The following is a 14,892-nucleotide window of genomic DNA, read 5'->3' as shown; positions in this document are numbered from 1 at the left end:
ACAAAAAGTTGAGTAAAAACCGCATCTTAACCGAATATGTGTAGGCTACTGTTTATTGACAGCGCTGTCAATGACACATAGACTTCCATGTACTCAGAAATAAGTCATAATCAACACCCGAAAGCTGGCTTAGAGTCTCCACTTCAATACTCCAACCTTTTACTTTCACCACATTAGAAAAACTCCAACTCCATACACTTAGAGGACTAACGCATGGGCTTTTTATTGGTTGCAGATATCGGCGGCACCAACGCTCGCTTTGGCTTGGTCGAACAGGCTCCTAACACCAGCAAACCTAACTATACGAGCGCACAGCAAATTACGCTGCGATGCGCCAACTACCCTGACATGGGCAGCATGATTAAAGCCTGCTGCGCCGAGTTCAAAATTGATATGCCCGAATTTGCGTGCTTAGCGATTGCTGGCCCGATTGAGCATGGTTTCGCGCAAATGACCAACCTTGATTGGAAGTTCAATATCAATGAACTGCGCGATCAGTTGGGCATGAAAACCCTGCACGTCATTAACGACTTTGCCGCACTGGCTTACGCTGTACCTTTCTTATCTGCAGAAGAAACCAAAACCCTCTACTCTGCCGATTCAGACCCGGAAGCCCCGATTTGTGTAATGGGCCCAGGTACAGGTTTTGGTATGGCGTTATTGGTGCCTGAAAACGGCAGCTGGAAAATTATTCCTACCGAAGGTGGCCATGCGAGCTTTGCGCCCACCACAGAAAAAGAATTAGCGATCAAATCTTATCTACTGAAAGAGCAATCACACGTATCGGTAGAAAATATTTTGTCTGGTATTGGTTTGGTACATTTGTACCGCGCTTTGGCGAGCATCGCTGGCGTAGAAGCACAAAACTATTCTCCTGCTGATGTAAGCACCAAAGGTTTGGCTAATGAAGATGCAATTTGCCGTGAAGCAGTAATTACCTTCTGCAATACATTGGGTGCAGTTGCTGGTGATAAAGCTGTTTCTACCGGTGCACGCGGCGGCGTGGTAATTGGTGGCGGTATTACGCCAAAGCTGATGAGCATTTTGCCTGAAACAAACTTTGAAGAGCGCTACAAAAACAAAGGTCCGATGCGCGGTTACGTAAGTGATATTTCAATCAAAGTAATCGTGAACGATAAAGCGGCTTTAGTTGGTTCTGCTGCCTGGTTGATTCACAATACTCCAGCATTGAAACCAGTGTTGGTTTAAACATTTGTTAGAAAATAAAAAAGCCGCGGCATTACTACCGCGGCTTTTTTATGCAGAATAATTAATCAAGAATGCTTCTTCGGTGCAACACCCGTTGATTCCCGCACAATAATTGTTGATGTCAGCATACTCGCAGGTAACTGCACGTCTTTGCCGCGCAATTGTTTTATCAATAATTCCGTAGCTTTTTTCGCCATCGCCTGAATTGGTTGGCGAACCGTTGTTAAGGCTGGCCAAATTTGATGAGCAACCGGGGTATCGTCAAAACCGGCTACCGATAATTCTTCCGGAATTTTAATGCCTAATTGATGCGCAACCATCATCACACCCGCCGCCATGTCATCGTTGGCCGCAAAAATAGCCGTGGGACGAGATTTTTTTTCCAACAATTTGCGTGCACAGGCCTCACCCGATTCAAAAGAGTTCAAACCGTTCGCAACCAAATCATTGGAGAGCGGAATATCATTTTCAATCAGTGCAGCTTTGTAGCCATCAAAACGCAAAGTCACGGCACGGTGATCCGGGTGTCCGCAAATAAATCCAATGCGTGTGTGCCCCAAAGCAATCAGTTTGCAGGTCATATCGTAAGAGGCTTCCTGATCGTTGGTTTCAACGTAGGGTGATAAGCCTTTGCTCTCTGTGGGAGCAACACGCACAAAAGGTACAGACATGCGTTTGAGCGCATGCATTAATGTCATGTTGTCGGAAATCGGTGGAGTCAGCATGACACCGTCGATGCGCTTGTCGCGCATCAGGTCGACGATTTCCTGGGTGATATTAGGGTCTTGATGATTACAGGGGTGAACAAGTAATTCGTAACCTTGGGGACGGCAGATGTCGAGCACACCCTCCTGAATATCCAACACGTAATGCGCAGACGGAATTCCGTATAACAATCCCAAAAGATAAGAGCGGTTGCCAGCCAAACTGCGCGCCGACATATTGGGGCGATAATCCAATTGAGCTACTGCAGCTTCAACTTTTTCACGCGTTGCTGGCCGCACATTGGGTTCGTTATTCATTACCCGTGAGACTGTTTTCATAGACACGCCTGCCAGCGCTGCTACGTCATCGATTGTCGCCTTGGCCACAACACACCACCTGTTATTATTAAATTGGGGAAACGAATACCTTGCTTACAACCGCGAAAGACTAAAGGTAAAAATGACCACTAGCTTATAAAATATTTTGCCCTTTTGCTTTAATTTTTTTTACCTTTCCAACCACTATAAACCATGTGACAGCCTAGAGCCCTTGAATTATAGTACCGCGCTCTTGCAAGACGGCTCATAGATTGCTGCAGCAAGTACTAGAGGCGACGACAAACTCCATGACATAACAATGAGGTAATAAAAATGGCAAGCATTCCGCAAGGTTCGGCTCAAAGCCATAGTTCAAACAATGAAGGAAATAATACAATTCCACTCATCATTGTAACTATTCTGTTTTTTATGTGGGGCGCAATTACCTCACTCAACGATGTTCTTATCCCACACTTAAAATCTGTTTTCACCCTTACCTACATGCAAGCCGCACTTGTGCAGTTGTGGTTCTTTGGTGCTTACTTTTTAGTGTCTTTACCTGCTGGTATGTATGTACGTAGCTTTGGTTACAAGAAAGGCGCCGTAACAGGTTTGGTGATTGCCGCTATAGGTTGCTTGCTGTTTTACCCCGCGGCAACTTCAAGCTATAACTTCTTCTTGTTTGCATTCTTTATTTTGGCTGCGGGCATAACCGTTTTACAAGTTGCAGCTAACCCTTACGTTGCTGTTCTCGGCTCACCCAAAACTGCATCAAGCCGTTTGACCTTGACCCAAGCATTCAATTCATTGGGCACCACTGTAGCACCCAAGTTATTAGCGGGTGTCATTCTGGGCGGCGCAACCTTTTTAGGCGCAGAGGAATTAGCAAAACTTTCTCCGGAAGAGTTACATGCTTACCACTTGACTGAAGCATCTTCTGTACAAATGCCTTATTTGATGTTGGCCGGTGTGTTGTTACTCCTCGCTGTGATTTTTGCTTTCGCAAAACTGCCAACTATTGTTGATGCTCACGACGAAAACGACAAAGGTATCAAACAAGCCATTCTTTCCAACCTGGAAGCAGTAAAAGCTTATCCACGTTTAGCATTAGGCGTGTTAGGTATTTTCTTGTACGTGGGTGCAGAAGTTTCTATTGGTACTTATTTGGTTAACTTCCTTGGCCTTGAGCGCGTTGCAGGTTTACCCGCAGCAAAAGCGGCGGAAGATTATTTGTATTTGTACTGGGGTGGCGCAATGGTTGGTCGCTTTATTGGATTCTTTGTAATGCGCTACATTCGCCCAGGCATCGTATTGAGTGTTTGTGCAGGCTCAACAATTACCTTGATCATGATTGCTACCTTTGCATCTGGCCCTGCGGCTATGTGGTCGTTGATTGCGGTTGGTTTGTTTAACTCAATCATGTTCCCCACTATTTTCACCATGGCATTGCATGACATTGGTAAATACACCAGCCAAGGCTCTGGCCTATTGTGTATGGGTATTGTAGGCGGTGCGATTGTTCCCTACGCACAAGGCGGATTGGCAGACACCATTGGCTTGCAAGTTTCTTTCTTGTTGCCTGCAGCTTGCTATTTGTTCATCTTCTACTTTGGTGCCAAGTACGCAAACCTCACCAAAAGTGAAGAAGAAGTTCGCGAAGCAGTTCCAGCGGCTTAATTAAATAAGCCGCTCATAAAAAAGCCCGATCTCCATAACAGAGATCGGGCTTTTTATTTCTGGTTTTTACAAACCTAAAATTTTCTTCACAAACGGAATCGTCAACTTACGCTGTTCTGCAAGCGATGCATGATCCAAACGATTCAACTGCCAAAACAGTTCATTCATATCGCGCGGCAACCGCTGAATAATATATGCCGCCACTTCATCACTTAATTCCAAGCCGCGTGCTTTAGCTCGAAATTGCAAAGCTGCTTGTTTTTGATCGTCGTCGAGAGTTTGTACATGAAAAGTTGCGCCCCACTGCAAGCGCGATTTTAAATCCGGCAAACTTATGGGCAATTCTTGCGGCCCTTGAACAGCAGCCACAACCAATAATTTTCCCGCATCGCGCAGGCGGTTAAACAGATTGAATAAAGCGAGCTCCCATTCTGGGCGATTGATGACTTCGTCCAGCGCATCCAACACAACCAAATCCAATTCTTCCAAGCCAACAAATAATTCATCCGGCGCGTAGCCTGCTAAATCACGCAGCGGGAAATACTGGAAAGTCTTGGAAAAATTTTGCGCGTGGTGACAAGCACCTTGCAGTAAATGCGTTAATCCACAACCGGCGGCACCCCACAAAAAAATAAAGGGCTCATTGGCGGTTTCAATTTGCTGGCGCAGCGCAGATAAAATTTGTGCATTAGGCGTAGCCGGCGGGGCGTAAAAGTTTTCAAAAGTGGCATCGTCATTAAGACTAACGCCAAGAGAAAGTTGTTGCGGATTCATGCGTTAAAACCTGTTAATTCTGCCAGCGAAAGCTCAAGGGCTTATCGCTCACTACTTGCAGTTTATTACCAGCGGCTAATGTAGTTTTTAAAAGTTGTTCGTCGCCATCTAACAATATGGAAAACTGCATAACATCTTTTTCAACACTAACCAAATTGGCGTTACGAATAACACCCACGGTTTTTAAATAAGCTTGCACTTGTTTAAAGGCAGAGAAATCTTTTACATCGACAATATAGAGCGTCAAACCTTGCGCAGTACTCGCACTAGCGGCAATCAATTGTGCTTGCTGTAACAGTGTTTGAATCGCTTGTGGGGAATAATTAAGGACAATAGTTTTGTCGGAGGAATAACTAAATTTGGCGAGGTAGTTGGGGGCATCGTTAATTGCTTGACGCACCAGAGGATGTTGCAAAGCCGCGGAATCGCCCAGCACGCGAGTAATCACTTCACCCAAATTAGCTTTAGTGGCGGCAACGCGCTCTGCCTCAGATTGATTGGCTACGGTTGCTTCCACGCGGTAGGCATCAACCGTCAACTGCGCCCAAGCGCCTCCGGCACCAAGGCTCAGGGCAAACATACTCATGACTAGTAACAAAATTCGGGCCACTGCAAACTCCTGCCATCTTGGTGCACCGGTTATTTGCCGCATTGTATCAGGCTTGGGGTGATTTTTTGGGTAAAAGATCCTGTGAAATCCCTTATCCCACCCTGTAATGCGGAAACTAGATGTAAACCCGCGAGATTTTTGTACAATGCCCGCACATATAAATTGTCACCTAATAAAGATAAAACCATGACCACCACAGAAACCCTACAAGCTACACCAAATGCTCAGCAAAAAGTCATTACTACTACCATCCTCGTGGCCGCGCTTGGCTACTTTGTGGACATCTATGATCTGCTGCTGTTTTTAATCGTCGGCAAAAAAAGCCTGGTTGAGCTTTATCCCCATTGGGCAGATCAACCAATCCTCCTCGAAAAATTCCAGCGTCTGCTCGATTTGCAAATGCTGGGAATGTTGATTGGCGGCGTGCTGTGGGGTGTGATTGGCGATAAAAAAGGCAGGCTGGCGGTGCTCTTTGGCAGCATCATTCTCTACTCGGTCGCCAACCTCCTGAATGCTTTTGTTACCTCCATGACCAGCTACGAAATTTTGCGTTTTATTGCAGGCGTTGGTTTGGCGGGCGAACTGGGCGCTGGAATTACGCTCGTGAGCGAGCTGATGGACAAGAACAAACGCGGCATTGGCACCATGATTGTTGCCTCGGTTGGCGTTTTCGGTGCGGTAGTGGCGGGCACAATTTCGCAATTTGTGAGCTGGCAGACCTGTTACATCATTGGCGGGCTTTTGGGCATCGCCCTGTTGTTCCTGCGCATAGGCTTGTTTGAAAGTAGCATGTTCAACAAAGCCCACGACGCGAACATCCCCCAAGGCAACTTTTTTATGATGTTTACCAAAGGCGAACGTTTCGCGCGTTTGCTGATTTGCGTATTGATCGGCCTGCCGCTGTGGTTTGTGGTGGGACTGCTCGTAGCCAGAGCACCAGAGATTGCCAAAATCCTGCATGTGCAGGGAACAATCCAGCAAGCCTATTGCATCATGGCCGCCTACGGTGGGCTGGTATTGGGCGATTTCGCTTGCGGTGGTTTAAGCCAAATCCTGCGCAGCCGTAAAAAGGCATTGCTGATTTTTTACGGTATTTGCATTTTTATGATGCTTACCTACCTGAATCTGGAAGCCGTCACCAACACAATCTTTTATGTAGCCATCTTTTTATTAGGCGTATCTGTCGGTTTCTGGGCTGTATTTGTCACCAACGCCTCCGAACAGTTTGGAACCAACCTGCGCGCAACCGCCGCGACCAGCGTACCCAACTTCGTTCGCGGCTCCCTCGTCCCTATCGCCTGGTGCTATTCATTAGTTTTGGGCGCGAACAATGGCGATGTGATCAAAAGCTTTTACTACGTGGGCGGCGGTGTGATGTTGATTACATTGATAGCGCTCTATTTTGCGAAAGAAACTTTTGGTCGGGATTTGGATTTTTACGAGAAATAATTTGCGAGCGGGTTAGATCGCTTCGACTAACCCGCCCTACCTCGCACACCCCTGCATACCTGAGGCCTGCTTTTTAGGCAGCCAAAACCCGCACAAGCTGTTAGAATGGCGGCCTTTTTTAGCCACCCCTTTAGTTTTACTCCGACTGCATCAGCCTGAGAGCCCCTATATGAGCGAACATCAAAACCCTACCCCATCCTTAAGCTACAAAGACGCTGGCGTTGATATCGAGGCTGGCGATGCGCTGGTTGAACGTATTAAAAGCGTGGCCAAGCGTACCAAGCGCCCTGAGGTAATGGGTGGATTGGGTGGTTTTGCGTCTTTGGTGGAGATTCCCGCAGGTTACAAGCAGCCTATTCTGGTTTCTGGCACTGACGGCGTGGGCACCAAACTGCGCTTGGCTATGCAACTGCAAAAGCACGACACCATTGGTATAGACCTGGTGGCAATGTGTGTAAATGACCTGGTAGTAACTGGCGCTGAGCCTTTGTTTTTCCTTGATTACTACGCTACCGGCAAACTTAATGTAGATGTAGCTGCTGCTGTAGTTTCTGGCATTGGCGACGGCTGTGAGTTGGCTGGCTGTGCCTTGGTAGGTGGTGAAACCGCTGAAATGCCCGGTATGTATGAGGGTGAAGACTACGATTTGGCTGGTTTTTGTACTGGCGTAGTTGAGAAATCTGAAATCATCGACGGCAGTAAAGTGCAAGCTGGTGATACCTTGATTGCCTTGACTTCAAGCGGCCCGCACTCGAACGGTTATTCATTGATCCGCAAGATTATCGAAGTTTCCAAAGCTGATTTGACGCAAGACTGCGGTGGCCGTCCATTGGGCGATGCATTGATGGAACCAACTCGCATCTACGTTAAATCTGTACTTAAGCTCATCAAAGAAAGCCAAGTGAACGCCATGGCGCACATCACTGGCGGCGGTTTGACCGAGAATATTCCGCGCGTATTGCCTGATGACTGCAAAGCGGTTATCGACACCAAGAGCTGGACTTTCCCACCCGTATTCCAATTTTTACAAAAAGGCGGCAACGTCAATATTCGCGAAATGTACCGCACCTTTAACTGTGGCGTGGGTATGGTGATTGCCGTTCCTGCGAGCGAAAAAGACAAGGCCCTGGCGATTTTGAAAGCCGCTGGCGAAACCGCATTTGTGGTTGGTCATATCGCTAAAACCGTTGGCGATGAACCGCAAGTGGATTTGCAGGGCCTTTAATCTAGATGCAATCCCAAAAGAAACGCGTTGTTGTACTTATCTCCGGCAGCGGCAGTAATCTGCAAGCATTAATTGATGGTGTGCAAACTGGCGAACTACCGGTTGAATTAGCGGCGGTCATTAGTAACCGCCCCGGCGTTTTAGGTTTGGAGCGCGCCTCTAAAGCGAATATTCCGGCAGACGTTCTCGATCACAAAGCGTTTGCAGACCGCGAAACTTTTGATCGCGCGCTCATGGAAAAAATTGATAGCTATCAGCCGGATTTAGTCGTGCTCGCCGGTTTTATGCGCATACTCACATCGGAATTTACCCAGCATTATTTGGGAAGGATGTTAAATATTCACCCTTCCCTTCTGCCGAAATTCCAGGGGCTGCATACTCATCAACGCGCTATTGATGCCTGCGAAAGCCACCATGGAGTGACTGTCCATTTCGTAACAGCAGAATTGGATGGAGGCCCGGCAGTTGTGCAAGCTTGCGTGCCAATTTTTGCAGGAGATGATGCCAGCTCACTTGCTAAACGAGTCCAACGTCAGGAACATGTGATTTACCCTTTAGCCGTAAAATGGTTTGCGGAAGATGATTTACGCATGATTGACGGAAAAAGTGTGTTAAAAGGTGAACCTTTACCCCCTTCCGGCTTTCTAATAAGTTCGGATGAACCTTGACGGACTTTTGATTATGGCTCGATTAGGCTGGTTGGTTGGAATTGTTTTACTACAGATTACAAACCTTGCACACGCAGGCGAACTAACACCTTTTGAGAATAAATATTCTGCCAAGCTGTATGGTTTTACCATTGATGTCACCAGCAAACTCAATGCACAAGCTGATGGTATTTTCGAGTTTTCGTTTGATGCGAATTCAACGCTGGGCCGCGTAACTGAAACCAGCCAATTTAAATGGAATTCTGCTGAAGATTTTGCAACACCCTTGCAATATCATTACAAGCGTACGGGTGTTGGCAAAAACAAAGAACAAATTTTAAATTTTGATTGGGCGAAAAACGAAGTTATCAACACCAAGAATGACGCCCGCATGGCACTTGATGCCAGTAAAAAAATTCAGGACAGCTTGAGTTACCAGTTACAACTGCGCCAGGATTTAATGGCGAAGAAAAAAAATCTCAGCTATTTAATTACCAACGCCAAGAAGAACAAAGAATACAAATTTGAAATTGTTGGTGACGAAGTTTTGGATACACCGCTTGGAAAAGTGAACACCGTAAAAATCAAACGTGTACAAACCAGCGATGAACGCGAAACTTACGCCTGGTTTGCCAAAGATTTTCAGTACTTGTTAGTCCGTTTACAGCAAGAAGAAAATGGTTCTGCTTACACCATCTATATCAGTAAAGCCTCGCTGAACGGCAAAGCAATAGAACACTTTTAACCCAGCTATTACGCTCGGTATTACGGCGTTAAAAATGATTTAAAAAATACTCATCTACTTTAGTAGACTCCGTCTTTTGAAATCATTTTTGCCTTGTACTACCGTCGCTCATGACGCTGGGATGATTTTTTTACCTATTTATTTAACGATTGGAAAACACATATGAACATTGCAGAAAACTCAGTTGCCAGCATTCACTACACCTTGACTGACGGTGAAGGCAAAGTGATCGACACTTCAGAAGGCCAAGAGCCTTTGGCGTATTTGCACGGCGCAGGCAACATTATTCCCGGCTTGGAAAAAGCGTTGGTTGGTAAAACCGTTGGCGACAAATTCAAAGTAAGTATTCCAGCAGCTGAAGCTTACGGCGTTCGCGATGACAGCATGGTGCAAGAATTGCCATCCAACATGTTTAGCGGCATCGACAAAATTGAAGTAGGCATGGAGTTCCACGCTGAAACTGAACACGGTTTGCAAGTTGTGACCGTAACCAAAGTTGAAGGCGACAACGTGACTATTGATGGCAACCACCCTCTGGCAGGTGTTGACCTGACTTTTGATGTAGAAGTTGCCGATGTACGTGCAGCCTCAGCTGAAGAGTTGGAACACGGCCACGCACACGGCGCTGGCGGTCATCACCACCACTAAGAGGTTTTGCGTCACCGGCTTCAAAATCGGTGACGCCCTTCCCAGTCCTAAAAGCGCCCCTCGACTTTCTCTCATGCAGTGCTAGGCTTTAATCAAATAATTAAAGTGCCTGGTAATCTTTTGAACACGCCTAAGACCCTCTTTAAGTTCGTTAGTTGTGCCCAGCTGGCAATCGGCCTGTGGCTATCACTCCTCACTTACTCCTGCGCCCATGCCAGCATCGTGATTCACTATCCCCGGGCAGATTCCGCCGCAGATGAACGCGTCAACTACTACTCCCAACTTCTTGCACTGTGCCTGTCCAAAACGGGTAAAGATTATCAACTGGAACCAACCTCCTTTCATGCCGAGCAAGCGCGCGGCCTACAACTAGTTGAAGCCAATCGCGGTCTTGAGGTGACTTGGACGTTCACCACCACTGCAAGGGAAGAGCGCCTAATGCCCATTCGCATCCCCATTGACCGGGGCCTATTTGGATGGCGGTTATTCTTAATTAAAAAATCGGATCAGGCGTTGTTTGACAAAATCACAACCGCTGAACAATTAGCTGCCTTGCGCGCAGGCCAGGGGCACGATTGGCCGGACACAGAAATTTTGCAAGCCAACCATTTTCTTATTTCAGGAAGCACAACTTACGAAGGGCTTTTTGATATGTTGGCGCGCAACCATATTCAATATTTTCCACGCTCATTGCTTGAAGTAGAGTTAGAACTTAAGTCACATCCGCACCACAATCTAGCGATGGAATCGCACCTGGTATTGCATTACCCAACAGCATTGTATTTTTTTGTGAACAAACACAATACTGAGCTAGCCGCTGATCTTGAAAAAGGCTTACTCGCTGCCATGGAAGACGGTTCATTCAAAAAATTATTTGATTATCATTTTAGCGATACTATTCGCAAAGCCGATTTACGCAAACGCAAAATAATTAGTATCAATAATCCACTCTTGCCTGCACAAACCCCACTCGGTGAAACCCGATATTGGTTTTCACCACAGGAAAATTATTAATGCCCATATCCAATAATAAAATTAAACTCACTGAAAATTTGAGTATGCGCATTATGCTGGTTACCTCGGTGTACAGCATTGTAATTGCGCTGCTGGTAAGCGCCGTACAAATTTATGTTATGTACCACCAAACGGTAAACGATGCTAAACAACAGTTTCACCAAATTGAATCCGGCTATTTGGCAAATTTGGTTTCAGGTTTATGGGTAGTTGACAATGCGCGTGTGGATGCACTCTTGAATGGAATTGCAAATTTACCGCATGTGGGTTCTGTTGAATTAAAAGATGAAACCAATCATGTGATCACGCGCAGCAATTTCATGACTAAAAATGCTATTGCAAAGCAAGAATATCCGTTGATCTATCGCGACGGCGATTTCACCCACAACCTGGGCACACTAAGCGTAGAATTAACCAACCAGCAAATCATGCTGGAGCTGCTCGATAAATCCATCAGCATTGCCATCACAACCTTGATCACCATTTTGCTCGGCGCCGTTTGTGTATTGTTTATTTTCAAACAATGGATTTCCAGACATTTGGAAACCATGTCGCAATTTGCAGAGAAGCTTGACCTAAACAATCTTGATATGCCTTTGGAATTAACGCGCAACCAAAATGGCCGGGTTGATGAATTGGATATGGTTGTTAATTCAATTAACCAAATGCAAGCCACATTGAAAGAAGGCTTGGAGAAACGCCGGCTTATTGAATTGGAATTGGTTAAACACCAGGAGCATTTGGAAGAGCTTGTTAAAGAGCGCACGGTAGAGTTGGTAGAAAAAACCCGTCAACTTGAACTGCAATCGCATGAACTTGAAGCGCAAAATCGCGAGCTGGATGCTTACGCCCACAGCGTGGCCCATGACTTAAAAACCCCGCTTACCACGATTGTTGGTGTTTCCGGGCTAATGCAATCTGGCAAAGTTAATTTGACCGTGGAGCAGGCAAAAGAATCTTCCGGCATCATTAATCGCACGGCAAAAAAAATGAATGCCATTATTGATGCCTTATTACTACTGGCAAGCGTGAGGCGTGCGGAAGAAGTAAATACTAGTGAAATCAACCTCCGCGATTTAGCTGAAGAAGCGTGCCAACGGCTGGAACAAGTGGCTTTACAGCACTCCGCGCAAATTACATTTGTGGGTGAATGGCAAAGCGCCTTGGGCTATTCGCAATGGATTGAAGAAGTGTGGGTAAATTATATTTCCAACGCGATTAAATACGGCGGCACACCGCCAAATATACACATCGGCTGCACAACAGTAGATGACAAGACAATTAAATGTTGGGTACGCGATCACGGCGATGGTATTTCTGCAGAACGGCAATCAGAACTCTTTGTTCAATTTTCACGGCTTGATACGCGCTCATCAGATGGACACGGACTGGGATTATCCATTGTAAAACGCATTATTCATCGCTTGAATGGCGAGGTGGGTTACCAGGAGGCCGAAGGCGGAGGTGGTATGTTTTGGTTTACATTACCTGCTGTAAATAACGCAAAGGATTAACGTGCTTCTACTTTGGTAGCACCGCATCGTTCACATTCAAACACAGTCACTAATTTACCTTCTTTCACATCGAACTTTTTATCGGTTTTAATTTTCCATTTGTGAAAACCGCTTTTGCATAGCGTTTTCCCTTTATGCTTTTCAAAAGGCGACGGACGTTTAAACGGAAGAATATCACCCATTAGCATGCAACCTTATTAAATAATACTTTCATTAACACGAAACCAACCTGCAATACTTTTTCGTTCACGGTTTGCAGGTAAAACTTCGTGGGGAAACTTTTCACTGAGGAAAATAACCAGCCGACCAAATACCGGCGATAACCTGTGCAAAATACCTGAATCGCTTTGGTCGTAGATTAGCAATTCGCCACCATTTTCCGGCAACCAATTTTCATTGAGATAAAACACTGTAGAGAGCACCCGATTCGATTGGGCGCGTCCATCTTTAGCGCGAAATGCATCCACATGTTTTTTATAAAACGCACCAACCGGATAATGCGCAAAATGGCTTTCGTAATCAAACAAGCCCATAAACAACCGGCGATTGAGCCCTGACTTTAATAAGTCCATCCATTGCAAAAAATCAGCAGTGGCTTCAGTGTCGCCAGCGAGCCAATGAATTTTATCGGCACGAATTTTTTCTTCTAATTGAAAATCGGTTTGGCGGCCAATTCCTGCGGATTTAAATTCACTCGCCTGCAATTGATCAAAATCATTTAAAAGCGCTTTGGACAAACTCGCAGGCAGCACCTCATCGGCAATCCAATAACCTCGCTCAACCAGAGCATCTGCAATAGCATCAAACAAGGCTTCCTGTGCTTCCATTATAAATTACCCAAGCGCTCTGGCATTTTCTTAATGGTGTAAATATCGTAACGGCTAGACTTACCTTCTAATTGATATGAGGGAGTTTTGTTGGCAATAAAAGGGGCTTTACGCGGGCGCTTTACCACTACGCGATAATTCGCTTTTTCCAGCGCTTTTTCCAGGAGCGAATCGGCATCTTCATCTTTACCAACAACATGATGGAAGGCGGCCATTTCTTTTTTTACGTCCGCCGATTTTTGGCGATCAGGAAACATGGGGTCGAGATAAATAACATCCGGGCGATTTTCATCGGTGATGGATGCAAGGTAATCCTGGCTATCGGCTGCCAGTAATTCCATACGCGCCACAATGTGCGCTAGCTCCGGGTCATTATAAACGGCGTGATTGCGCGCTCGTTCCAAACCATCGGCTAGCAGACTATGAACTACAGGTGAGCGCTCAAGCATTTGCACTTGGCAGCCCAAAGTCGCTAAAACGAAGGCATCTTTACCTAAGCCTGCAGTCGCGTCTAACACCATGGGATAAACACCAGCTTTGACCCCTACCGCTTTTGCAATCATCTGACCTTTGCCGCCGCCAAATTTCCTGCGGTGATCAACCGAGCCTTCGGCAAACTCGGCGCGAATAGGCCCCGGCGCTTTACGGCCGGTTTGCTGTAGGGATACGCCCTGCTCGTTATAAACCACAACAAACTCGGGTTGGGTGATTGATGCGGCATCAATATCCAGCTTTAAGGACTGCCCCAACTGTTCCGCCAAGGTCTGTGCTTGAGGCAAACACAGAGGCGATTGGCAAATAACCCAAAGTTCGTCGGTATTCATACTTAGCTACGAGTAAAGTGCGAGAGGGCGCGACTATATACAAAAAGCGGTTCATCGGCTAATCAGATTGGGCAATCCTGACATGATGATAGAACCTGTCATCAAACTTATGCATAATGCAGCCACATTTTGAAGAGTTGTGATTTGTTATGGCGCGCAATCTACTGAAACGCTATTTTCCTACGCCGGAAATGATTAAAAATAACCCCGCCCTGCGCATGTTTGAAAAGTTTCTGCACGACCCTAACCTGTTCCACCTCAATCGCCACTCAGTATCCGTTGCCTTTTTTTGGGGATTGTTTATCGCAATCCTGCCTATTCCCGGCCAAATGCCTCTATCTGCGCTCGCTGCTGTAGTTTTCCGTTGCAACATGCCTATCGCCGTGGCTTTAGCTTGGGTTAGCAATCCTTTTACCACACCTTTTTTACTCGTCATCAGTTACGCTATTGGCGCATTTATTCTGCAGTCTGAACATTTATCGTTTGACCCTCACGCTATTACCTTTGAATGGTTTATGAGCAGTGTGGGGATTATCTGGAAGCCGGTATTGTTGGGCTGCGTAATAACGGGGCTAATTGCAGGCGCCCTGGGCTATTTCATTATGCAAGCCTACTGGCGTTGGCACGTGGCGCGCGCATGGCAAAAGCGCAAGCAAAAACGTCAGGCAAAGCAGGGTTAATCCGCCATAAACCGAACCATGTTTATC

At 46.2% G+C, this 14,892-nt stretch carries 16 protein-coding genes; 10 read left to right on the top strand and 6 right to left on the bottom strand.

Annotated features, from left to right (window positions below; all coding sequences use genetic code 11):
• Nucleotides 1–213: 213 nt before the first annotated feature.
• A complete protein-coding gene (gene glk, locus IE104_RS04120) occupies nt 214–1,209 on the top strand; it encodes a glucokinase (protein ID WP_189416241.1) in 996 nt (331 codons plus the stop codon).
• A 65-nt stretch (nt 1,210–1,274) separates the two neighbouring features.
• Here glk and IE104_RS04115 read toward each other — a convergent pair whose 3' ends face one another.
• The gene (locus IE104_RS04115) at nt 1,275–2,300 is read right to left on the bottom strand and encodes a LacI family DNA-binding transcriptional regulator (RefSeq protein WP_189416239.1); all 1,026 of its coding nucleotides are present in this window, start codon (nt 2,298–2,300) and stop codon (nt 1,275–1,277) included.
• Between the two features lie 264 nt (nt 2,301–2,564).
• Between IE104_RS04115 and fucP the strand changes: the two genes are divergently transcribed.
• Nucleotides 2,565–3,908: an L-fucose:H+ symporter permease gene (fucP, locus tag IE104_RS04110; protein ID WP_189416238.1), complete on the top strand. Its 1,344-nt coding sequence runs from the start codon at nt 2,565–2,567 to the stop codon at nt 3,906–3,908.
• 66 nt (nt 3,909–3,974) lie between these two features.
• Here the strand turns inward: fucP and hda are convergent, their stop codons facing one another.
• On the bottom strand, nt 3,975–4,682 hold the full coding sequence (gene hda / locus IE104_RS04105; RefSeq protein WP_189416236.1) for a DnaA regulatory inactivator Hda: 708 nt from the start codon (nt 4,680–4,682) through the stop codon (nt 3,975–3,977).
• A gap of 13 nt (nt 4,683–4,695) precedes the next feature.
• Nucleotides 4,696–5,292 carry a DUF8605 domain-containing protein gene (locus tag IE104_RS04100; RefSeq protein WP_189416235.1) on the bottom strand — a complete coding sequence of 199 codons (597 nt, stop codon included), beginning with the start codon at nt 5,290–5,292 and terminating at the stop codon, nt 4,696–4,698.
• Nucleotides 5,293–5,478: 186 nt separating this feature from the next.
• Here IE104_RS04100 and IE104_RS04095 point away from each other — a divergent pair, with 186 nt between their 5' ends.
• The 7 genes from IE104_RS04095 to IE104_RS04065 all read left to right on the top strand — a co-directional run bounded on the left by IE104_RS04095 (nt 5,479) and on the right by IE104_RS04065 (nt 12,534).
• On the top strand, nt 5,479–6,741 hold the full coding sequence (locus tag IE104_RS04095; RefSeq protein ID WP_189416233.1) for an MFS transporter: 1,263 nt from the start codon (nt 5,479–5,481) through the stop codon (nt 6,739–6,741).
• Between the two features lie 169 nt (nt 6,742–6,910).
• Nucleotides 6,911–7,966: a phosphoribosylformylglycinamidine cyclo-ligase gene (purM, locus tag IE104_RS04090; RefSeq protein WP_189416232.1), complete on the top strand. Its 1,056-nt coding sequence runs from the start codon at nt 6,911–6,913 to the stop codon at nt 7,964–7,966.
• A gap of 5 nt (nt 7,967–7,971) precedes the next feature.
• Entirely contained in the window at nt 7,972–8,634 is a 663-nt protein-coding gene (gene purN, locus IE104_RS04085) for a phosphoribosylglycinamide formyltransferase (RefSeq protein WP_189416230.1), read from the top strand.
• A gap of 13 nt (nt 8,635–8,647) precedes the next feature.
• Complete coding sequence (locus IE104_RS04080) at nt 8,648–9,358, top strand: DUF3108 domain-containing protein (protein ID WP_189416229.1); 711 nt, start codon at nt 8,648–8,650, stop codon at nt 9,356–9,358.
• A 162-nt stretch (nt 9,359–9,520) separates the two neighbouring features.
• Nucleotides 9,521–10,006: an FKBP-type peptidyl-prolyl cis-trans isomerase gene (locus IE104_RS04075; RefSeq protein ID WP_189416228.1), complete on the top strand. Its 486-nt coding sequence runs from the start codon at nt 9,521–9,523 to the stop codon at nt 10,004–10,006.
• 222 nt (nt 10,007–10,228) lie between these two features.
• Entirely contained in the window at nt 10,229–11,020 is a 792-nt protein-coding gene (locus IE104_RS04070) for a transporter substrate-binding domain-containing protein (RefSeq protein ID WP_189416227.1), read from the top strand.
• Entirely contained in the window at nt 11,020–12,534 is a 1,515-nt protein-coding gene (locus IE104_RS04065) for a sensor histidine kinase (protein WP_189416225.1), read from the top strand. Before IE104_RS04070 ends, IE104_RS04065 begins: the two co-directional genes overlap by 1 nt.
• Here IE104_RS04065 and IE104_RS04060 read toward each other — a convergent pair.
• From IE104_RS04060 to IE104_RS04050, 3 genes are read right to left on the bottom strand one after another with little or no spacing between them, the layout of a single operon-like run.
• On the bottom strand, nt 12,531–12,716 hold the full coding sequence (locus IE104_RS04060; RefSeq protein ID WP_189416224.1) for a hypothetical protein: 186 nt from the start codon (nt 12,714–12,716) through the stop codon (nt 12,531–12,533). The genes IE104_RS04065 and IE104_RS04060 overlap by 4 nt on opposite strands.
• Before the next feature lie 15 nt (nt 12,717–12,731).
• Nucleotides 12,732–13,361 carry a 2OG-Fe(II) oxygenase gene (locus IE104_RS04055; RefSeq protein WP_189416222.1) on the bottom strand — a complete coding sequence of 210 codons (630 nt, stop codon included), beginning with the start codon at nt 13,359–13,361 and terminating at the stop codon, nt 12,732–12,734.
• On the bottom strand, nt 13,361–14,185 hold the full coding sequence (locus IE104_RS04050) for a class I SAM-dependent methyltransferase (RefSeq protein WP_189416221.1): 825 nt from the start codon (nt 14,183–14,185) through the stop codon (nt 13,361–13,363). Before IE104_RS04050 ends, IE104_RS04055 begins: the two co-directional genes overlap by 1 nt.
• Before the next feature lie 149 nt (nt 14,186–14,334).
• Here IE104_RS04050 and IE104_RS04045 point away from each other — a divergent pair, with 149 nt between their 5' ends.
• Nucleotides 14,335–14,865, top strand: a complete 531-nt coding sequence (locus IE104_RS04045) for a DUF2062 domain-containing protein (protein ID WP_189416219.1) — start codon at nt 14,335–14,337, stop codon at nt 14,863–14,865.
• Nucleotides 14,866–14,892 lie beyond the last annotated feature (27 nt).

The organism is Cellvibrio zantedeschiae (genome assembly GCF_014652535.1).
In the GTDB taxonomy this organism is placed as follows: Bacteria; Pseudomonadota; Gammaproteobacteria; order Pseudomonadales; family Cellvibrionaceae; genus Cellvibrio; species Cellvibrio zantedeschiae.
Note: the sequence above shows the minus strand (reverse complement) of the source record. Positions and strands in the feature narration are given on the sequence as shown.

Coding starts and splice junctions, on each gene's coding strand:
- glk (WP_189416241.1), top strand. CDS start 214: ATGGGCTTTTTATTGGTTGCAGATATCGGCGGCACCAACGCTCGCTTT.
- fucP (WP_189416238.1), top strand. CDS start 2,565: ATGGCAAGCATTCCGCAAGGTTCGGCTCAAAGCCATAGTTCAAACAAT.
- hda (WP_189416236.1), bottom strand. CDS start 4,682: ATGAATCCGCAACAACTTTCTCTTGGCGTTAGTCTTAATGACGATGCC.
- IE104_RS04095 (WP_189416233.1), top strand. CDS start 5,479: ATGACCACCACAGAAACCCTACAAGCTACACCAAATGCTCAGCAAAAA.
- purM (WP_189416232.1), top strand. CDS start 6,911: ATGAGCGAACATCAAAACCCTACCCCATCCTTAAGCTACAAAGACGCT.
- purN (WP_189416230.1), top strand. CDS start 7,972: ATGCAATCCCAAAAGAAACGCGTTGTTGTACTTATCTCCGGCAGCGGC.
- IE104_RS04080 (WP_189416229.1), top strand. CDS start 8,648: ATGGCTCGATTAGGCTGGTTGGTTGGAATTGTTTTACTACAGATTACA.
- IE104_RS04075 (WP_189416228.1), top strand. CDS start 9,521: ATGAACATTGCAGAAAACTCAGTTGCCAGCATTCACTACACCTTGACT.
- IE104_RS04065 (WP_189416225.1), top strand. CDS start 11,020: ATGCCCATATCCAATAATAAAATTAAACTCACTGAAAATTTGAGTATG.
- IE104_RS04060 (WP_189416224.1), bottom strand. CDS start 12,716: ATGGGTGATATTCTTCCGTTTAAACGTCCGTCGCCTTTTGAAAAGCAT.
- IE104_RS04055 (WP_189416222.1), bottom strand. CDS start 13,361: ATGGAAGCACAGGAAGCCTTGTTTGATGCTATTGCAGATGCTCTGGTT.
- IE104_RS04050 (WP_189416221.1), bottom strand. CDS start 14,185: ATGAATACCGACGAACTTTGGGTTATTTGCCAATCGCCTCTGTGTTTG.
- IE104_RS04045 (WP_189416219.1), top strand. CDS start 14,335: ATGGCGCGCAATCTACTGAAACGCTATTTTCCTACGCCGGAAATGATT.